The sequence below is a fragment of the Roseibium sp. HPY-6 genome, from assembly GCF_040530035.1.
Lineage (GTDB): Bacteria > Pseudomonadota > Alphaproteobacteria > Rhizobiales > Stappiaceae > Roseibium.
Map to the genome: position 1 here is coordinate 992,635 of NZ_JBEWCD010000002.1, position 18,231 is coordinate 1,010,865.

Here is an 18,231-nt window from a genome sequence, read left to right on the forward strand (position 1 = left end):
GTCTTCGCGGATGACTAGGCAACCTGCTTGAGGAAATGGTCGACGGCCTCGTCCAGCTTGATATTCAGGCGGTCGACATCTTCGGAGAGCGAGAGAATTGTCTCGGCTTCCTTGTTGGTTTCTTCAATGCGCGCCGACATTGTTTCGATATTCGTGTCGACGACGCGGCTGCCGTCAGTCGCGACGTCGAGATTGTGCGAGATTTCCTTGGCGGAGTCGCTTTGTGACTGCACGGCTTCTGCGATCGAAGTCGCCAACTCGTTGACCTGGTCAATCGCACTCGTGACTTGCTTGACTGCTCCCATCATCTCTTTTGAAGAGGCTTGGACATTCGCGATCTGATCTGAAATCTGCCCGGTTGCACTTGCGGTTTTGACGGCCAGTTGTTTGACCTCCGAGGCAACAACGCCGAACCCTTTGCCAGCTTCGCCAGCTCTTGCCGCTTCGATGGTTGCATTGAGTGCAAGCAGACTGGTGTGTTCGGAAATCTCGTTGATGAACTCGAGGATTTCGCTGATGTTTGCCGTTGTCGAAATGAACTGATCGATGCCGTTTCCGGTGCTGACGGCAAGTTCCGATGCCTGTTCCGCAGTGGCCTTGGTCTTTTGGGTCTGGCTAGTGATTTCGGAAATTGTCAGGGCCAGTTCCTTTGTCGACTGAGCCACAAGGGAGACATTCTGGGTGGCATCGCTCGAAGCGGTCCGGACAGTGTCAACATACTGATTGGAAGCGCTGGCAACGCGGTCCAGTCGGTCGGCGCTCGACTTCATTTCATTGGCTTCGGTTTTCAATTCTTCAATGATGGAGGAGATTGAGGTTTTGAAACTCGTGATCTCGGAGGTAATCCTGAGACGATTTTCTTCCTGGTGCGCCTGCTTGAGTTCGCGGTCCTCCTCCAGGCGCTTTTTCTCCGCAAGGTTCTCAATGAAGACAGACAGAGCCTGGGAGATCTGTTGGATCTCGAAAAACTTGCTCTCCTTGACGTTGTTTCCTTCAAGAATGCCGGCTGAAACGTTCGAGATTGTTCCCGAAACTTCCTTCAGCGGACGCAGGGCGCGGCCGAAGACCAGATAGACGAGACCGCCGGTGACACCAAGAACCGCTGCGGCCATCCACAACAAGAGGGCACACAAGGCATTTACGGGTGCATAGATTTCAGCGGTGTCCTGCTGGGCGACAAGAAAGAATGAGCCCTCTGAACCCTGCAAGGGTGTCGCGACATAGAAAACATCTTTGCCCTCAAGCCAGGCAACGGACAGGATGCCGCTTGTGTCCGCAACATTCGTGCCTGAGACGAGCGCGTCTGCGGGATCTGAAGTCGATGCTGCGATCGGCTGCATGTCCTGATCCAACAACGCGATGCGCCCTGTCTTGCCAAGCATATCAAGGGTGTCGAACTGAGAAGACAATGCCGCAGCATCGAGTGTTCCAACGAAATAGCCTATATGCGAGCCCTCGCTCTCGATTTTCGCTGCCAGCATGGCAACAGCCGTACCGTTTTCGGTGTGAACGAAAGGCGTCAGATACCCTTGTGTGTCTATCGCCCCGGCCAAGGCGAGTGCCAGGTTGCGGCTTTCCTCAAGCGGCGAATCCGCGGTGACGGAAGAGCCGAAGGCATCACCCTTGTGCACGGAGTAGTAGACAAAACCCTCCGGCGACAGCAGCGCTATGTCCTGATAGACCGACTGCTCGAGATAGTCCTTGATGAGGCTATGATGCGCTTCGTGCATGAATTCGAAGATTTCGATTCCATCGCCCATAACGATCTCGCTGCGATCGCCATCGGCTTTGAGAAAAATGTCCTTGACCGTAGCCGGGTCGCTTGAGTCCCACCCTGACGCGAAGTCGATGGTCGCCTTTTCAAACTGTGTTGTACCCGCCTGGTAAACAATTTCGTCTTGAGCGGCTTTCAGAACGTTTGCGGCTTTTTCTGCGTTGGCCGTCGCGATCTGTTGCATCAATATTTCAGATCTCTGGCGGTATTCCGCTTTGATATTCAAGATCGAAAGCAACAGGAACACACCGATTGCCAGGCCTGCACATGCGATTGCCGTTGCAGGCAAAAAGTTTGACAGTCTAATCTTCATTCTAGCTCAACTGTGCTGAAGTCACCGAAAGCTTTCCGTTCTTTAGAAAAAGACCGATTTTTTCAGTTTTAATTGAATTAAAACAGTAATTTCACAGGGTGAATATTGCGTTAACGGTCTGTAGCAACCTGAAGTTACCCTCGGTCGATTTGAGCATTCTTGATTTGCGGGTCGTTGGTCCTGCAATTTGATTTGCAAAAGCCCTTAAGGTGGTTTGTTGATCAGCGCGAGTGGCGGCGATGCAACCAACTCGCGAGGATAGGTTTTGTTTTGCCAAACCAAAATGGGGCGTGTTCAGATCTGTTGACAATGAACCGATAGCCGCAGAGCGCGAGCAATAACAAAAACAGTGATCACCGTGCGGGTTCTAAGATGGTATCCAGTCACTTGAACTGGCGTCGGACTGCGACACTTCCGAAAGGGAAGGCACACGAAATGGCGCTCCATCCGGAAGGAGGATGAAAGGCTGGCAGCAGTGGACAATGCGGAGCAAAAACCATCGCGCGGATCTGCAAGACTTTTGCGCCGTTTAGCGATCGGTCTGATCGGGCTCGTTTTCGCAGGGCTTGCGTTTGCCTATTCGCTGGCGACGCTGGATCTCTATGCTTCGGTGCGCCAGGAGCAGGCCGCTCAGATCCTGAGCCGTGTCCTGGGTCGGACGGTGGAAGTGCGCGGTCCGGTAATCCTGACCCCTGGCCTGAGATTGGGCGTGAGGATTGAGGATTCCTATATCGAGCGCTCCTCGGGCGGGGGAGGAGACAAGGCGCGCGTCTTCGAGACCGTCGAGTTCAACGCGCCTTACAGCCTTTTGCGCGGCCAGGTATCCGGCATTCGGGACTTTCACATGAGCGGAGCAGAGATTGAGTATCGCCCGGGTGGACAAAGTCAGAAGTCATCCGCTTTCGAGCTGCCGTCTACGCTTATCAACAGTCCGGTCCTGGACAACATGGAGTTGACGGATGTCGTGTTCCGCTTTGTCGATGAAGCTGACGGCTGGGACGAAACTTTTGCGATCAACACGCTGAGGCTGACCACCGGAAGCAGCGCAAAGTCGACCGGGATCGAATTCGATGCCTCCGTGAACGGAACCCGGTTGACGGCAGCAGGTGAGGTGCCTTCTTCGACGGTCGCAACGCGGGAAAAGTCCGGTCCGTTCGATCTGACAATCTCGTTTCCTGGCCTGGAAACAAGTTTGAACGGAACCGTCGATACGTCGCAAACAATTGCACGTATCGAGGGTGATCTGAGCGCAAACTCGCAGTCCATAACGGAACTGCTCGCCTCGCTTGGCCTGGAAAGTGCGGTCGAAGGTACTGCCACCTCGAGCTGGTCTTTTGCCGGGCCTGTCGACAGTCTCGATGTGACGGCTCTTAAACTCGACTACGAGGGTGAAAATGACGATCGGGTCACGGTGACGGGTGCGCTCTCCGACCTCTTCCGGCAGACGCTGATAGACGTGAATTTTAAAACGGTGCTTGCACCCCTCAAGCAGGAGCCGACCGGATCGTTTGCCGTCAACGTAAAAGAAATCGAAGGACATGTAAGCGGCCCGCTCAGGGCCCTGTCAGTCGACCAGACAAGCATCACAACGAACGCTGTTCTTCTGGAGTTCGATGAGATCGGGCCGATCACGGTCGGCAGAGTCATCAAGAGCGCGGATGACAAGGTCGGGCTGAAAGAGGTCACTATTCTCGATGGACCTGACGACGCGCCGTATCTCACAATGACCGGCGAGGTAGGGGATATCCTCGCGTTTTCCGGCGCAAGCTTCACAGGCTCCTACCGGTTTCCAACCGCCATTTTGCTGAACCGGCCTGCAACAGATGCTCCGGAGCTCGGATATGTGAAAGGCAAGGTTTCGCTGAACGAAGCGTCGGGCTCGTTCGGGCTTGAAGAGTTGAGCGGAGACGTCGAGGAGACTGAGCTGCTCGATTTGAATTTCGATCTCGCAATTCCTGAGTTTCGCGTGGTCGAGGAGCTGGATTTTGCGACCAACCTTACGATTCCCAAGCCTGCGAAAGTTCTTGCCGCTCTTGGGGTAAAAACAGAGAAGGCGTTTCCTGCCATCAGTTTTTCAGGATCCAGCGGTCTTGCGCCGGAGGGTGCGAAGCTCAAAGGCAAGTTGAGCGCTGGCGCGACCGATATCACAACCGATCTCAAGTTGGAGAGCGACGATGACGGGTCGAGCTGGATGGTGGTCGGAACAATCTCATCGGATGAGATGGATTTCACGGATCTGTCTGATCTCGTGGATTTTGCAAAGCTCGGTGCGACTGGTCTGGAAAACGACAACGATATCGAACTGACAAAGGAGTTCGAGGCTGCCTTGCGGGCCGATATCGCCTTGAACGTGAAGAAAATTGTCTCCGGAAACAAACACGCCGGCAATCTCACGGGCGCCTTGAAATACGATGACGACAAGGTGCGGCTGGCCGGGTTCAAGCTCGACTTCATTGGCGGCACCGTGAAAGGTGACTTCGGCATCAGTCTTGGCTCCGAAAACCGGCCCGCCACCGCAAATGGCCGCATGGAAAAGTTTCCGCTCAAGAGCCTCATGAGTGAATTTGGGCTGACAGCGCCGATCTCCAGTACGGTTTACGCCAGCTTTGACGTCAGAGGCAGTGCCGTCTCAGAGACAGCTTTTCTGAGATCGCTTTCCGGCAATGTAACGGCCTCGCTCTGGGGTGGGACGCTGCCGAACCGGCTCATCGACCTGACCGGACTGAATGTCTTTACCTGGTTGGTGACCAGCAACAAGGAGCATACAAGCAAGCTCGTCTGCGCGGTGCTTCCGCTGCATTTCAAGAACGGTGTTGCAACGTCCAGGCAAATGATCGTTGAAACCGAGAATGTTCAGATCGTCGGTGCGGGCAGTGTCAATCTGAGGTCCGGGGCGCTGGACTTGTCCTTCGCTCCCCGCGCCAAGCGCAAACAGCTGGTCGAGATCGTATCCCCCTTCGAGATCCATGGCACGCTGGGGAAACCGGACGTGACCGTAAAGGACGCAGGTCCGGGCCGCGCCATCGGCGAGGTCGTATCCCTGCCGCTCAATCTTGTCAGCCACCTGTTTCGCGGATCAGGACCGATTGACGAAAAGGCTCGGCCCTGTACCTTGCCGAAAAATTCCGGACCCAAGTAAGCCGTGTTAGGTCTGCGATGCTTTGAACTGCCCCGGTATTCTGTGCCTGCGACCGATTGATGTACCTAGCCCGCATTCAAGCGGCGGACTTCCGAGGCACGCGCACCTGGTGTGACGCCGAACCAGCGCTTATAGGCGCGAATGAAGGCCGGCGAATCCGAATAGCCGAGCAGATAGGCAATCTCAGGAAGGGAGAGGTCGCTTTTTTTCAGGTACTCCTCGGAGAGGTTCTGCCGTACATCCTCAAGGACTTCCGAAAACGTGGTCCCTTCGTCGCCGAGCCGCCGTGCGAAGGTGCGCTCCGTCATACCCAGTTTGCCTGCGACGACACTTGCCGAGCTCTGGCCTTTTGACAGACCGTCGATAACGTGAAACTCGACATTGGACAAAAAGGACTTCGGCGCCGCGCGCCGCTCTTCAAGCATCCTGTCCGCGACATTTGACATGAGGGCGAGCAGATCCTGGTCCGCGTGGACAAGCGGCGTTTCCAGGTCTGCCGCGTGAAACACCATCCCGTGCATGTCGCTGCCGAAGAAAATCGGGCACCCGAAAAAGAGCTTCATTTCCGCGGGTGCCTCAGTGCGCTGGTGATGAAAATGGACTTCCACCGGTCGCAGGATCCTTCCGGTGCCATACCGATAGTTCGACAGGATGGCTGCCATCCCCGCCTCGTTGGCCTGCCGTTTGAAATAAGAGCTCCGGTCGACCCCCTCATAGAACAGTTTCGCAGTCGTTCCGGTTTTTGTCAGCGAAAGACGATAACTGTCGACGAAGATATTGACGTACTTGACGTGGTTCAGGATGGCCTGTTCCAGCGTTGCTGCCGACAGGCCAAGATAGGCGATTACGCCGAATGTGCCGGTGGGCGTCGCCTTGCCGACCTCGAAACCAAACAGGTCGTCGTTCAGATACTTTGCTGCCTGTTCAAAAAAGGCATCGGACTTTTTGAGTGGTATGCGCCCTTCGAACCCTTGCAGGTCTTCTGGTGTGAGACCCGACGCCTTAAGAGCGTTTGCGTGATCTTCACCACGGCTCGCCATCGCCTTGATGGCGGCCTTGATCAATGCGGCATCGACTTCGGCTTCGCTCAAGATGACCTCCCCCGGACAAATTGGCACCAAATGACAGCATATTGGCTGTTGCGGACAATCGGAAGCTTCATTGCATGCCTAAATAAAGATCGAACGGACGGACACGAAAACAAAAAAGCAATTCCGCGCGATGGTCCCGTCGAACAACAACAAAAGTCATCGCGGAATAACGTCAAACTACAGGCTACCGATCGTTCGTCACGTCCCGTGCCCCCCACCGACTGTGACATGCGTGCTGTGGTTCCCGGCCACGGCGTATCGGCAGCCTTTTGACCGCGCTTCGGCGCGGTTTTTTGTTTTTGGACTGCGAGAGGCACAGCTGGCACCTGTGGTGTCTGACCAAGTGGTTGCGTTTCTTGCCGCGTGTCATACCTGGTTCGCAGTTGACTGATACGACCTCGAGCATGTCCTGTGATCTCTCAATACCCGACCGCTTTGACAACGTGGTTGAGATGTATTCCGCTTTTCGAACGCGCTACGCTCCGGACCTGATCGACTGGCTGTTGGCCGAAACGCAGACAGGCAAGGTGGCGCACGTTCTGGACCTGGGCTGTGGGCCGGGCTTTATCGCCAACGCGCTCGGGTCAAGGGTCGCTCGCGTCACCGGTGTCGATCCAAGTGCGTCGATGCTTGCAGCGGCAGAGGCGGAAGCGCCGGACAACGTGACCTATGTCGAGGGATCTTCCGAGGATCTCTCTATTGTGGAAGGACCAATTGATCTGGTGACGATGGGCCGGTCCTTTCACTGGATGGACCGCCCTGCAACACTGAGAGATCTGGATACGCTGGTTGCGCAAAACGGGGCACTAGCCTTTCTGGACGACAAACCGATAAAAGCGCCGAAAAATCGCTGGTGGTGGGCGATTCAGGAGGTTGGAAAGGCGCATGCCAGGCCGGATCCGACCAGCCTCCATCGGATGACCGATGCCTGGGAACCGCATGAAACGGTGTTGCTCGCATCACCTTTCAGCGACTTGCGGCGAATATCTGTCTTGGCCAGGCACAGCTGGACCTATGACAGTCTGCTGGGTCACTTTCTGTCGCGCTCCGCTTGCACGCCCGAAGTGTTGGGCTCAAAGGGTCTGGCCGCGTTTGAGGCCGCCTTGAAAGACGCCTTGTCGCCTTTCGGGAAAGGACCTTTCGAGACGCTGAACGATCACGTCGCCCTCATTGCTCGGCGGCCCGGCCACCGTTAAACGGATCGCGGCATCTGAGCGTTCCACGTCTTGTCAAACGCCATTGTATACGCCGGTTGAAATGGTTAGCTTGCATCTGAATGCCGCCTTGCGACTAAGACGCCAGGCTGGCTTGCCTATTCTCTTCACTTTAAAAGAGGCGTTTCATGGCGCAGTTGCCGAATTCACTCGAAGCCCGCGATATCGCTGTTCAACTTCACTCCTATGCGGATGCCCGCCGCCAGGAGGACACCGGGTCTCTCGTCATTGAGAAGGGGGACGGGATCTATGTCGAGGACATCAACGGCAAGCGCTATATCGAAGGTATGGCGGGCCTTTGGAGTGTGGCCGTCGGTTTTGGTGAAAAACGGCTGGTGGACGCGGCGGCGCGCCAGATGGAGAAGCTGCCCTACTATCACACCTTCACGTACAAAACCCACGGACCATCGATCGAACTGGCCGAAAAGCTGATCGAGATGGCGCCCGTGCCGATGTCGAAAGTGTATTTCACCAACTCCGGTTCGGAAGCTAACGACACGGCGATCAAACTGATCTGGTACCGCTCCAACGCGCTGGGCCAGCCGGAGCGCAAGAAAATCATTTCCCGCATGCGCGGTTATCATGGCGTCACGGTCGCCTCGGCAAGCCTGACCGGCCTGCCCAACAATCACAAATCCTTCGATCTGCCCCTGCCGCAGATCCTGCACACGACAAGCCCGCATTACCGCACCATGAAGAAGGACGGCGAGAGCGAAGCGGACTTTGCAAAGCGGTGCGCACAGGATCTGGAAGATCTGATCCTGGCCGAAGGTCCGGAGACGATTGCTGCCTTTTTCGCCGAACCCGTCATGGGGGCCGGAGGTGTCGTGGTGCCACCTGAGGGATACTGGGAGGCCGTTCAGCCGATCCTCAAGAAATATGGCATCCTGTTCGTGGCCGACGAGGTGATTTGCGGGTTTGGCCGGACCGGCAACATGTTCGGGACGCAGACCTACAATCTGCAGCCGGACATGATGACCCTGTCGAAAGCCCTGTCGTCTTCCTATCAGCCGATTTCAGCGCTTTTGATCAACGATACCGTCTATGAACCGATCGCGGACGAGTCTCATCGGATCGGGGTACTCGGGCACGGCTATACGGGCAGTGGACATCCGGTTGCCGCTGCTGTGGCCCTGGAAAACCTGAAGATCATCGAAGAACGGCAACTGGTTGAACATGTGCGCGACATCGCGCCCACATTCCAGTCCCGCTTGGCGGGTCTTGCCGAAAACCCGCTTGTTGTTGAAACCCGCGGTATCGGTCTGATCGGCGCGGCGGAATTGCACCATCCGGCGCATTCCGATACGCCCGGCTCTCTCGGTGCGGCCGCGAATGTGATTTTCCACGAAAACGGCCTGATCTCCCGCGCCATGCTGGACGCCATGGCCTTCTGCCCACCGCTGATCATCAGCGAAAGGCAGGTCAACGAGGTGTTCGATATCGCGCAGGACAGCCTGAAGAAAGTGGCCGACACCCTATGACCGCCTGGTCGATTGTCGGCACCATCAGCGGTACCTCCGCCGACGGGATCGATATTGCCGAGATCAAGACGGACGGTATGACGGTCAGCAGCTTCGGGCCGAGCAAAACGATTGACTACTGGGTGGACACACGAGCGAAGGTGCTGGAAGCTGCGGGTAAGAAGGGCGAAAACCGGGAAAGCTGGCCGGAGATTGCGCGGCTTGTCACGTCCGATCATGTAGCCGCGATCCATGCTTTTTTGCGAGAGCACAACGTGACGCCGGACGCCGTCGTCTTTCATGGCCAGACCGTATGGCACGATCCGAAAGCCGGTGAAACCGTGCAACTCGGGAACCCGCAGGCACTGGCGGATGAGCTGTCCCTTCCCGTTATTGGCGATGTCCGCCTCGCGGATATGGAAACGGGGGGCGAGGGGGCACCGCTTGTGCCGGTCTACCACCAGGCGCTCGCAAAGACGCTGGTTGGTGCCGACAGGGAGCCGCTTTGTTTTTTGAATATCGGCGGTGTCTCCAACCTGACTTTTGTCGACGCCGATCATCTGCTGGCCTTCGACATCGGTCCTGGCAATGCGCTGCTGGATGACTGGGTCCGCTCGCACGGTGCGGGAGACTATGACGCAGGCGGTGAAATTTCGGCAAGGGGGCGGGTTGACGAGGCAAAGCTGGCCGAAGCGCTAACGCATCCTTTCTTGTCAGAGCCAGGGCCGAAGTCGCTCGACCGCTATAGCTTCTCCGGCGAATTCGTAAGGGGAATGAGCCTTGAGGACGGCGCAGCAACGCTGTTGAACTTCACGGCGGAAGCAATTGCGAAAGCAGAGGCGCTTTTGCCCGCCGTGCCCCGCGTCTGGCTTGTCTGCGGAGGAGGGCGCCGTAATCCGGTTCTGATGAAGGTGCTGGCGGACAGGCTTTCCGGCGAGGTTGTTTCGGCAGACGACTACAAAATCGACGGCGATGCGCTTGAAGCACAGGCGATGGCGTTTTTAGGCGCTCGGCTCAAGGCCGGATTGCCGACAACGTTTCCCGAAACAACCGGTGCTGCCCGTCCAGTGACGGGTGGGAAAGTCTATTTGCCTGCTCAGTGAGCGGCCGAGATCCATGTGAGTGAGCGTGAAAAAAATCCTAGAGCCCGCGCGCGAAATTGACGTCATCCACGAGACCGATGTGCTTGTGGTGGGATCCGGACCAGGCGGTCTGTCCGCCGCACTCGGCGCAGCCCGCGCAGGTGTCGACGTCACGCTCGTCGAACGATTCGGCTGTTTTGGCGGCAACATCACCGCGGTTGGCGTCGAAGGGTTCGCCTGGTACCGGCACGAAAAGACCATCGACACGGAAGGCGTTGGCCGCGAGTTTGAAGCGCGCGCCCGCGATGCCGGGGCGACGACGCCTGAACCGCAATCCGACAGCGATGCGATCGATGCCGAAGGTTTCAAGCTGGTTGCCGACACGCTGATCGAAGAAGCCGGCATTCATCCGATGCTGCACCGGGCCTTCGCTGCCCCCATCATGGAGGGGGACGAAATTCGCGGCATAATTACCGAGAGCAAGGCAGGTCGTGAGGCGATCCTGGCCAAGAAGGTGATCGACGCGACAGGCGACGCGGATGTTGCGCACCGCGCAGGCGCGGCCACCAAAAAGACGCCGGTTGAGGAAATGCAGGCGGCATCCGTCATGTTTTCCATGAACGGCGTCGACAAGTCGAAATTCATCGAGGCGGTCAAGGCCGATCCGCAGACCTACAAGGATTGGGAAAGCGGCGAGTGGTCGGTGGAGACCACAGGCAAGGAAGATCAGATGTTCTCGCCCTTCCTGCGCAAGCCCTTTGAAAAGGCGATGGAGGCGGGCATTATCCCGCGCGCGCTGTCGACCATCTCCGGAACCTGGGGTGCTGTCTATGACAGTGGCGATCTCACCTATCTGAACCTGGTGCATTTACCTGAATGCGACGGCACGGACCCGGCCTCAATGACGAAGAATGAGATCGAGGGCCGGCGTCAGGCAATGATGGCGGTTGAAGCCTTGAAGCGCTTCCACCCTGGCTGTGGTGGTGCCAAGCTCAGAAATTTCGGCATGACCATCGGCATCCGCGACACGCGCAAGATCCTGGCGGCCTATGACATGACCGGATTGGATGTTCGCGAACAAGGCCGGTTCGAGGACAGTGTCGGTATCTTCCCGGAATTCATCGACGGATACGGCATTTTGATCCTGCCGACGACGGGCCGCTATTTCCAGCTGCCTTACCGGACGATGCTGCCAAAGGGTGTCCGGAACCTGCTCGTTGCGGGCCGGGCAACGGGCGGGGACAAAGTCAGCCACGCGGCCACGCGCAACATGATGTGCTGCACGGTCACGGGACAGGGGGCGGGCGTCGCAGCCGCACTCGCAGTCAAGCACGGCCTGGAGCTTGAGCAGATGGATGTTCAACGCCTGCAGCAGGAGTTGAAGCGCCAGGGCGTCCGCCTTCACTGATTTTTGCACGATACTGATCATTGAAACGCAGGCCTTTCGTAGGCCACATACAGCCTAAAGGTTAACGCCGGGCAGATCATGCAGACTGACGGCCTGATTGACTTTCAGGCCTTCGTTGACGGCGTGATAGGTCGGAAACGGAGAGCGTTGGGAGAGGTCGAAGTCGCGCTTAAGCCAGTCCCGGTCCTCCAGAACGCCTAGGGATTGGGACAATGCACGGTCCGTTATCCTGCCGAGTTCCGATTTGATGACCGAGTAGCGCGTCGGTCTCTGCGTGACGGCCAGGATAGGGACCGCCCAACTCCTTTTTAGAACAGAAAAAGCGTCGTCACCCGGCACGCTGCGCAAGATCCTTCCCGCCATCGCCGCGACGACGGCACCTTGTGGCGTCAATCGGAATTCCGGCCGTAAAGGGTGTCCGTGTCCAGGGTTCTTCTCGATCATTCCAAGCCGGATCAAATGCTCCAGGCTGTTTGCGAACGATGTCCGGCTGGCCCCTGTTGCCGCGATCAGTGGCGCCTGTCGTCCGGGAACGCCATCATTCAGAAGCGCAAGGATCTTCAGCGACCAGGCTTTGGATGTGAGCTTGACAAGCAGGTCTAATTCCATAAAGTATATTTAATATATTTTTGATACAAAGGAAAGCATCATGCCGGTCGTTTCGTTGGAAAACACAATCACTTTGGCCCTGTCGGTGCGTGACAGGCATGCCAGTGCCGCGTGGTACGAGAAGAACCTTGGATTTGAAGTTCTTTATCATGCGGACGAGGCCGGCTGGAGCGAACTGCAGACCAAAACGGAAGGTGTCACGCTGGGGCTGGGCGAACAGGCAGAGCCTTCACCTGGAAACACCGTTCCCGTATTCGGGGTGGCAGATATTGCGGTCGCGCGCACGGCGCTCGAAGGTGAGGGCGTGAAGTTTGATGGCGAAACCGAAACCGTCGAAGGCATGGTCAGCACGGCAACCTTTTACGACCCGGACGGCAATGCCCTCATGCTGGCGCAGGATTTGTCAAAATAAGACAAACTTCAAATGAAAACTGTTTTTGCAGCAGGTATAAATCATGAAAAGGTTGAAAATAGGTTAGTATAATACTTTAATTGTTTTTGTTAAAATTATTCGATATGAGTGAGAATATGCTTATTACTGAATCTTAATTTGAAAGTACTGAAATCGAAATCAAATAATCTCCAAGACGTTTCTTTGCTTTGAGAAGACGAAGGGTGTCTGTCGATAAACTGAAACAGACCGGAGGTTATAAATGTCATTTTCGAAATTTTTGTCCCGTACGTCCATGGCAACGTGCCTTCTCGCAGGCACCGCGCTCTCTGCAAGTGCGGCTACGCTGATGGTCGGCAACAAATATGCCGGCACCGTCAGCTTTGTGGATCTGGAAACAGGCCAGGAGGTGCAACGGCCGATCACGGGTGGGTCACCGCACGAGCTGGCCGTTTCGCCGGACGGAGACAAGGTGGTTGTCGTGTCCTATCTGGAAGACGGTTACATCGGCCGCGAACTCAACGTGTTCGATGTCGCAACAGCCGAGTACCTGAAGACAATCGACATTTCGCCTCACATGGCGCCGCACGGAATTGCCTGGCTCGGCGACACGGACAGCGTGATCGTGACAACCGAGGAAACGCGTGACGTGATCAAGGTCGATGTCGTCACGGGAGAGGTCACCGGCCATGCTGTGCCTGGCTTGATTGGAACGCATCTGCTCGCAATGTCGCCTGATGATTCAACGGCCTACGTCACCAGCCGCGGATCGGACAAGGTCTCGGTGATCGACGTGGAAACGATGGACATTCTTCACACGGTGAACGCGGATACTGGTCCGGAGGCCGTTGATGTCAGCCCTGACGGAAAAACGCTTTGGGTTGGCAACAACCAGTCCGAAACCATCATTGTATTCGATACTGCGACAATGGAGCGTCAGCATGCGATCGAAGCAGGGTACCTTCCGATCCGTGTGCGGTTCGATCCAGCCGGAACGACGGTAGCCGCAGCCGATCTGAACGGAGACCGGATTGTCGTTTATGACCCGTCTTCCTTTGAGATTGCGGCGACAGTAGATCTTGCACCGCACGGCGCACACGGGCCCGCATCCTTGTTGTTCTCGCCGGATGGCAAGTCGCTGTTCACTGGGGCACAGGATGGTGCAAGGGTCGCTGAAATCGACACATCCAGCTGGTCCGTAACGCGCGTTTTCGAAACGGACGAGGGCGCAGACGGTCTTGCATTCAGTGATCTGAAAGCAGGTGTCTGACGTTTTGGGGAAGGAGGTTTTGAACCTCCTTCCCCACGCCTTACTTGCTTACACTGTGTCTTGCGGCTAACCAGAGAGCATGAACGGATCTGAAATTTACAAGCGCCTGATTGGGCTTATCGAGGAACGGGTGCTGAAGCCCGGAGACAGGCTGCGTGAAGCCGATCTTGCCGAAGAGTTTGGTGTTTCCAGAACCCCGATACGCGAAGGGCTCAAGCGGCTCGAGGCCCAGGGCCTTGCCGTCCATGAGCCCAACCGCGGTATGGTCGTGCCGACCCTGGACCACGGTCAGATCAACGAAGTTTATTTCATGCGCGAGGTCCTGGAAGGAACGGCGGCCGGGCTTGCCGCAAAACATGCCTCGCAGCCCGAAATCGAGATCCTTCAGGATCTGGTCAAATCAGACAGACAGCGCATTGCCGACAAGGACAGCCTCGTCCGCTCGAACAGGGAGTTTCATCGGCGGCTGTGTCTGGCCTCCCACAACCGTTATCTCGTTGATCTCATCGAGCACTTGCGCCTGTCGCTGATCCTCATGGCAGGCACCACGCTGGATACGCCCGAGCGCCGGGAAACGGCAGTGGAGGAGCATGCTGCCGTGGTGGAAGCGATTGCCCGGGGCGACAGCGACGCAGCCGAGGCCGCAGCCCGGCAGCATATCGCACATGCCCACAAGACGCGCCTTCAGCAAATCTGATGCTTTTGCAACGTGCCTCGAGCGGCGAGGCGCATGAGCTGAAAATTTGGTTTCTTAAGGTGCGATCCAGGCAAGTGCTTCCAGCCTGCCTTCATCGTCGTAGCTGAATTTTGCACGCAGGTTGTTTTGCCGCTCCAGACGGCACCAGTCGAGCGAGAGGGCCTTGAAAAAGAGTACGCCGAAAGCCGCTTTCCCGCTCGCATTTTCCGGATGCTGGGCTTCGACAGCAGGCTCAGCAGTTTCATCAGGCAAAGCATCCCCGGGTGGTCCGCCGGCATAGGTCGCGCGCGTATGGGGTTGCAGCGCGTTCCAAGCGCGTTCGGTCTGCTCAGATCCCGGGAACGCAAGCTGTACACTGCCTCGCAGACGCAATTGCACACGGGTCTGATCGGAATATCCCAGAACGGTCGCATTGCCGTTTTGCTTCAGTTCCAGCCATTTGGGACTGCGCGTGTCGGTATGAAACTCAAGTGTGCGGGTCGTGCGATCAACGGACCGCAAAACGATTGTGCGTGCCTCGGGAAAGGCGCACCGGGCAACTGAAGCCAGCGTCAGATACCGGTAAGGCCTGTCGCGGCCCGTTGTTGCGTCCTGAAGAACGCTCCAGGCGTCTTCTTCGATTGTTGTGAGGCTCTCCGGCACACGAGGTCCTTTGCGACAAATTAGGGTGTCTGCATTACTGGGCATGCGCAGGTTTCAGGCACGTTCCACGATGAAGTCGGCATAGTGCTTTTCCAGATGGCGCCGCATCGCCTCCAGACCATCCTTGAAGACCTGATCTCTTCCGAACCCGATCCGGAAGTGATCTTGGGGAATTGAGCCGAGTTCACTGGCATAGATCGAAGACGGCAGGATCATGACGCCGCTTTCCTCCAGAAGCTTCCGCGAAAACTGTTCGACCCCGTCGGGGCCGAGGTATCTGGGAAACGCCACACAGCCGCCCATTGGCCTTTGCCATTCGAAAAGCGCCGGGAAGTCGTCGAACACTTGTTCCAACGCTTCTGCGTTTTTGAGCATGATGGCGTGATTGCGCGACAGGATTTTATGACGCGCCTTGAGCGCAATAAGTGCCAGAACTTCCGAAGGCCCTGAATTGCAGATGGAAAGGTAATGCTTGAATCGCTCCACTTTCTGAAGAAGGGCACGGTCCTGAGACGCAATCCACCCGATGCGAAGACCCGGCAAGCCATAGGCTTTCGACATCACGTTAAGGGAAATACCGCGCTCATAAACATCGGCGATTTGAGGCATCCGGTCATTCGGGTCAAGTTCGACGCCGCGATAGACTTCGTCGCTCAATATGTAAATTCCCTGTTTCCTTGCGACGGCGACGAGTTCGGTCAAGTCTTCGCCCGGCATGAGACAACCCGTCGGATTATGCGGGAAATTGAGGGAAATCAGTTTAGTGTTCGGTCTGATTGCGTCCCGCAGCCGATCCAGATTGATCTGCCACCCGCCTTTGCCTGAGTTTGAACCGGGCCCATCCGGCGATGAATAGTTCATCGGAACACCCGTCACCTCGCAGATCGAAAGCGGGATTGTTTCAGCGCCCTGGTAGTTGGGGGTAGGGACGACGGCGTGATCGTCCTTTGTAAGAAGGACATTCGGAACCGCGAAGAGACCTTCGCCTGCGCCTGCAAGGCAAAGAATGTTGTCTCTTTGCATAAGCTCAAAGGTCGACGAGATTTCGTCGCGCAGCGCCGGTGCCCCCCAGGTTTCGGTATAGCCCAGCCAAAGCTCTTCGAAGGCGGAACGGTCCTCGTCAGACGCCAGCGCCAGCAACTCCGTGAGCGACATGCTCTCAAGATCGGATGCCGTCATATGATGTTTGGCGGTAAACTCCCATTCGGAGAAAAACACCTCCAGACTGAAGTCCCGCATTTTCCTGGGTGATGCTAGGGTCTGGCTCATTGCAATCCGTGCCTTTCCTGATCCCGGGCCTCTCGCAGCAGCGAATAGAAGCTTGCGCGCGAGATCCCGAGCGCCTCAGCTACATAGTCACCGGCCCCTCTGGCGGACAGGGTGTCGGCGCGTAAAAGCCGCTTGATGATTTCCACACGGCCGGGCCTGCGAAGCTTGTTGAAAGGAATGTTCAGGTCCTTGAGCGTGTCCTCAATGATCTTGTTGGTCAGTTCGCGCCAGTCATTCTTGAGAATGGTCCCCTCAGTCCCTGCTTCGAAGTCTGTCATTTTCCGCAAGAGTGCTCCGGCAAACTCCAGATCACCAGTTTTGACATTGATGCACATAAGGGCAATCGGGTCCCCGGCATCGTTGCGAATGATAGCCGAAACGGATTTCAGACTGGAGCCGTCCAGGCTGGATTTCCGATAGGGGCCGATGGTTCCTTCTGTGCTTAACTCGGATGCATAATTTTCTGTTTCCAAGAGAGAAACGTCTCCCACTGCACGTGCTGAAAAACCGTTTTCAATCCAGGCGATGCGTCCCGTTTTAAGGTCATGCAGCACGACCTCGATCATGTCGGGGAACAACAGCGTGATCGCCTTGCAAACCGGCTGATAGAAGGTCAGGTCGAATGAATGCTTCATTTGGACTTTTTATCCAAGAAAAGACTTTATGTATAGAAAAATCAACGTGACCTATCCGCGCGAGTGCTAAACGCGGATAACTCGAGATGGTTTCAAGGCTGTCCTTCAAACGCCCACAGCACCAGCTCTTCTCGTTTGCCATGGGCCGAGTAAGGCGGCAGGTGCCGCAGATCGTCAGACGTCCCGGCGGGCAGCCGCTTGACGAGCACGTCTGAAAGTACTGTGGTTTCTCTCAGCACCTTGGCGGCTGTCTCCAGTCTGGCGGCCGTGTTCATCGTGTCGCCGAGCAAGGCGATTTCCTTTTTCCAGTCACCAATTTCACCGGCTGCAACAGGGCCGCAATGCAACGCGATCCTGAGCAACGGTTCTGTGTTGAAACGCTCCCGGTAATTTGCCGCATGCCGTTTGAGGACCTTGTGCATTTCCTTGGCACAGACAAGACAGGCAGCATCTTCGATCCCCCGGCCAATCGGCCAGGTCACAATTACCGCGTCGCCGACATACCTGTGGACGTTTCCACGCGTCACTTCAATTGGAGCGGCGAGATCAAGGGCGACACTTTGAAGAAAGACATGAAACTCGAGTTCCCCGATACGCTCCGCCAGGGCTGTCGATCCGATCAGATCGGCGAAAAGCACGACCCGTTCTTCCAGGCGAGGCCGGTTGTAACGACCGGAGACAAGGGACAGTGTTGCCTCGGCACCAAGAAACCGCATGATCTCGACGCCGATGGACATGACGATGGCAACACCAGCGGAAATCGCAAAGACCTCCGTAAAGTCCGGATGTTGCCACGGCAGTGTCTGGGCAGTCAGCAAAGACGGCACGCTTAAACCAAGTACGATAACACCGCCAAAGGCAACGGCGCGAAGCGCTCCGAGACTGACCGGGGGAAGTCGGCGGACTGTTCGCAGCTGCGCGTTTGAAAAAACGAGAATTTCGCTCAACGAGCATCCAAAGCCGATGACGGTCCCGACAAGAGCGCCGAGCACTGCTTCAAAGGCAAAGTTGTTCGCGTCGGCGCGTAATAGTCCGATAACCGCACCGATCCCCGCTGAAATCAGGGTGATCTTCAAGAGGACCTTAAATGGGCGGATAGAGTGCGTATTTCCGATCAAACGTTTGCCCGCAAGCCAATAACAGGAAAGGCGATTGAGCCCGTTAGATCATATTCGCGCGAAATTCATCAAGGAGAGGGATGTGAAGGTCCGCCAGGGTCACCTGAATTGTGTGTGGA

15 protein-coding genes are annotated in these 18,231 nt (G+C 56.5%); 8 read left to right on the forward strand and 7 right to left on the reverse strand.

Annotation, left to right across the window (positions count from 1 at the left end; genetic code table 11):
* Positions 1-14: 14 nt before the first annotated feature.
* Positions 15-2,087 (reverse strand): methyl-accepting chemotaxis protein, encoded by a 2,073-nt coding sequence (locus ABVF61_RS15995; RefSeq protein ID WP_353994531.1) that lies wholly within the window; start codon positions 2,085-2,087, stop codon positions 15-17.
* Between the two features lie 520 nt (positions 2,088-2,607).
* On the opposite strand from ABVF61_RS15995, the gene ABVF61_RS16000 reads away from it, so the two are divergent.
* Positions 2,608-5,226 (forward strand): AsmA family protein, encoded by a 2,619-nt coding sequence (locus tag ABVF61_RS16000; RefSeq protein WP_353994532.1) that lies wholly within the window; start codon positions 2,608-2,610, stop codon positions 5,224-5,226.
* Positions 5,227-5,291: 65 nt separating this feature from the next.
* Here the strand turns inward: ABVF61_RS16000 and ABVF61_RS16005 are convergent, their stop codons facing one another.
* Complete coding sequence (locus ABVF61_RS16005) at positions 5,292-6,317, reverse strand: AraC family transcriptional regulator (RefSeq protein WP_353994533.1); 1,026 nt, start codon at positions 6,315-6,317, stop codon at positions 5,292-5,294.
* 404 nt (positions 6,318-6,721) lie between these two features.
* On the opposite strand from ABVF61_RS16005, the gene ABVF61_RS16010 reads away from it, so the two are divergent.
* From ABVF61_RS16010 to ABVF61_RS16025, 4 genes are all read left to right on the forward strand, one after another.
* Entirely contained in the window at positions 6,722-7,513 is a 792-nt protein-coding gene (locus ABVF61_RS16010; RefSeq protein WP_353994534.1) for a class I SAM-dependent methyltransferase, read from the forward strand.
* A gap of 146 nt (positions 7,514-7,659) precedes the next feature.
* Positions 7,660-9,012: an aspartate aminotransferase family protein gene (locus tag ABVF61_RS16015; RefSeq protein ID WP_353994535.1), complete on the forward strand. Its 1,353-nt coding sequence runs from the start codon at positions 7,660-7,662 to the stop codon at positions 9,010-9,012.
* On the forward strand, positions 9,009-10,094 hold the full coding sequence (locus tag ABVF61_RS16020) for an anhydro-N-acetylmuramic acid kinase (protein ID WP_353994536.1): 1,086 nt from the start codon (positions 9,009-9,011) through the stop codon (positions 10,092-10,094). Before ABVF61_RS16015 ends, ABVF61_RS16020 begins: the two co-directional genes overlap by 4 nt.
* Before the next feature lie 25 nt (positions 10,095-10,119).
* Positions 10,120-11,481: an FAD-dependent oxidoreductase gene (locus tag ABVF61_RS16025; protein ID WP_353994537.1), complete on the forward strand. Its 1,362-nt coding sequence runs from the start codon at positions 10,120-10,122 to the stop codon at positions 11,479-11,481.
* 54 nt (positions 11,482-11,535) lie between these two features.
* Here the strand turns inward: ABVF61_RS16025 and ABVF61_RS16030 are convergent, their stop codons facing one another.
* On the reverse strand, positions 11,536-12,090 hold the full coding sequence (locus tag ABVF61_RS16030) for a transcriptional regulator (protein ID WP_353994538.1): 555 nt from the start codon (positions 12,088-12,090) through the stop codon (positions 11,536-11,538).
* Positions 12,091-12,130: 40 nt separating this feature from the next.
* Between ABVF61_RS16030 and ABVF61_RS16035 the strand changes: the two genes are divergently transcribed.
* The 3 genes from ABVF61_RS16035 (at position 12,131) to ABVF61_RS16045 (ending at position 14,448) form a co-directional block, all read left to right on the forward strand.
* Complete coding sequence (locus ABVF61_RS16035; protein ID WP_353994539.1) at positions 12,131-12,502, forward strand: VOC family protein; 372 nt, start codon at positions 12,131-12,133, stop codon at positions 12,500-12,502.
* Between the two features lie 241 nt (positions 12,503-12,743).
* Entirely contained in the window at positions 12,744-13,751 is a 1,008-nt protein-coding gene (locus tag ABVF61_RS16040; protein WP_353994540.1) for a YncE family protein, read from the forward strand.
* A gap of 79 nt (positions 13,752-13,830) precedes the next feature.
* Positions 13,831-14,448, forward strand: coding sequence for a GntR family transcriptional regulator (locus tag ABVF61_RS16045; RefSeq protein WP_353994541.1), 618 nt, complete (start codon positions 13,831-13,833; stop codon positions 14,446-14,448).
* A 54-nt stretch (positions 14,449-14,502) separates the two neighbouring features.
* Here ABVF61_RS16045 and ABVF61_RS16050 read toward each other — a convergent pair whose 3' ends face one another.
* From ABVF61_RS16050 to ABVF61_RS16065, 4 genes are all read right to left on the reverse strand, one after another.
* A complete protein-coding gene (locus ABVF61_RS16050; protein ID WP_353994542.1) occupies positions 14,503-15,090 on the reverse strand; it encodes a pyridoxamine 5'-phosphate oxidase family protein in 588 nt (195 codons plus the stop codon).
* A gap of 54 nt (positions 15,091-15,144) precedes the next feature.
* A complete protein-coding gene (locus ABVF61_RS16055) occupies positions 15,145-16,359 on the reverse strand; it encodes an aminotransferase class I/II-fold pyridoxal phosphate-dependent enzyme (RefSeq protein ID WP_353994543.1) in 1,215 nt (404 codons plus the stop codon).
* Positions 16,356-16,994 carry a helix-turn-helix transcriptional regulator gene (locus ABVF61_RS16060; RefSeq protein ID WP_353994544.1) on the reverse strand — a complete coding sequence of 213 codons (639 nt, stop codon included), beginning with the start codon at positions 16,992-16,994 and terminating at the stop codon, positions 16,356-16,358. The genes ABVF61_RS16055 and ABVF61_RS16060 overlap by 4 nt, the downstream gene beginning before the upstream one ends.
* Positions 16,995-17,086: 92 nt before the next feature.
* Positions 17,087-18,070, reverse strand: coding sequence for an adenylate/guanylate cyclase domain-containing protein (locus tag ABVF61_RS16065; protein WP_353994545.1), 984 nt, complete (start codon positions 18,068-18,070; stop codon positions 17,087-17,089).
* Positions 18,071-18,231: the final 161 nt, after the last annotated feature.

Bases quoted from the DNA above. Each gene is read 5' to 3' on its own strand.
- ABVF61_RS15995 (WP_353994531.1), bottom strand. From the start codon at position 2,087: ATGAAGATTAGACTGTCAAACTTTTTGCCTGCAACGGCAATCGCATGT.
- ABVF61_RS16015 (WP_353994535.1), top strand. From the start codon at position 7,660: ATGGCGCAGTTGCCGAATTCACTCGAAGCCCGCGATATCGCTGTTCAA.
- ABVF61_RS16010 (WP_353994534.1), top strand. From the start codon at position 6,722: ATGTCCTGTGATCTCTCAATACCCGACCGCTTTGACAACGTGGTTGAG.
- ABVF61_RS16060 (WP_353994544.1), bottom strand. From the start codon at position 16,994: ATGAAGCATTCATTCGACCTGACCTTCTATCAGCCGGTTTGCAAGGCG.
- ABVF61_RS16035 (WP_353994539.1), top strand. From the start codon at position 12,131: ATGCCGGTCGTTTCGTTGGAAAACACAATCACTTTGGCCCTGTCGGTG.
- ABVF61_RS16045 (WP_353994541.1), top strand. From the start codon at position 13,831: ATGAACGGATCTGAAATTTACAAGCGCCTGATTGGGCTTATCGAGGAA.
- ABVF61_RS16040 (WP_353994540.1), top strand. From the start codon at position 12,744: ATGTCATTTTCGAAATTTTTGTCCCGTACGTCCATGGCAACGTGCCTT.
- ABVF61_RS16030 (WP_353994538.1), bottom strand. From the start codon at position 12,090: ATGGAATTAGACCTGCTTGTCAAGCTCACATCCAAAGCCTGGTCGCTG.
- ABVF61_RS16020 (WP_353994536.1), top strand. From the start codon at position 9,009: ATGACCGCCTGGTCGATTGTCGGCACCATCAGCGGTACCTCCGCCGAC.
- ABVF61_RS16055 (WP_353994543.1), bottom strand. From the start codon at position 16,359: ATGAGCCAGACCCTAGCATCACCCAGGAAAATGCGGGACTTCAGTCTG.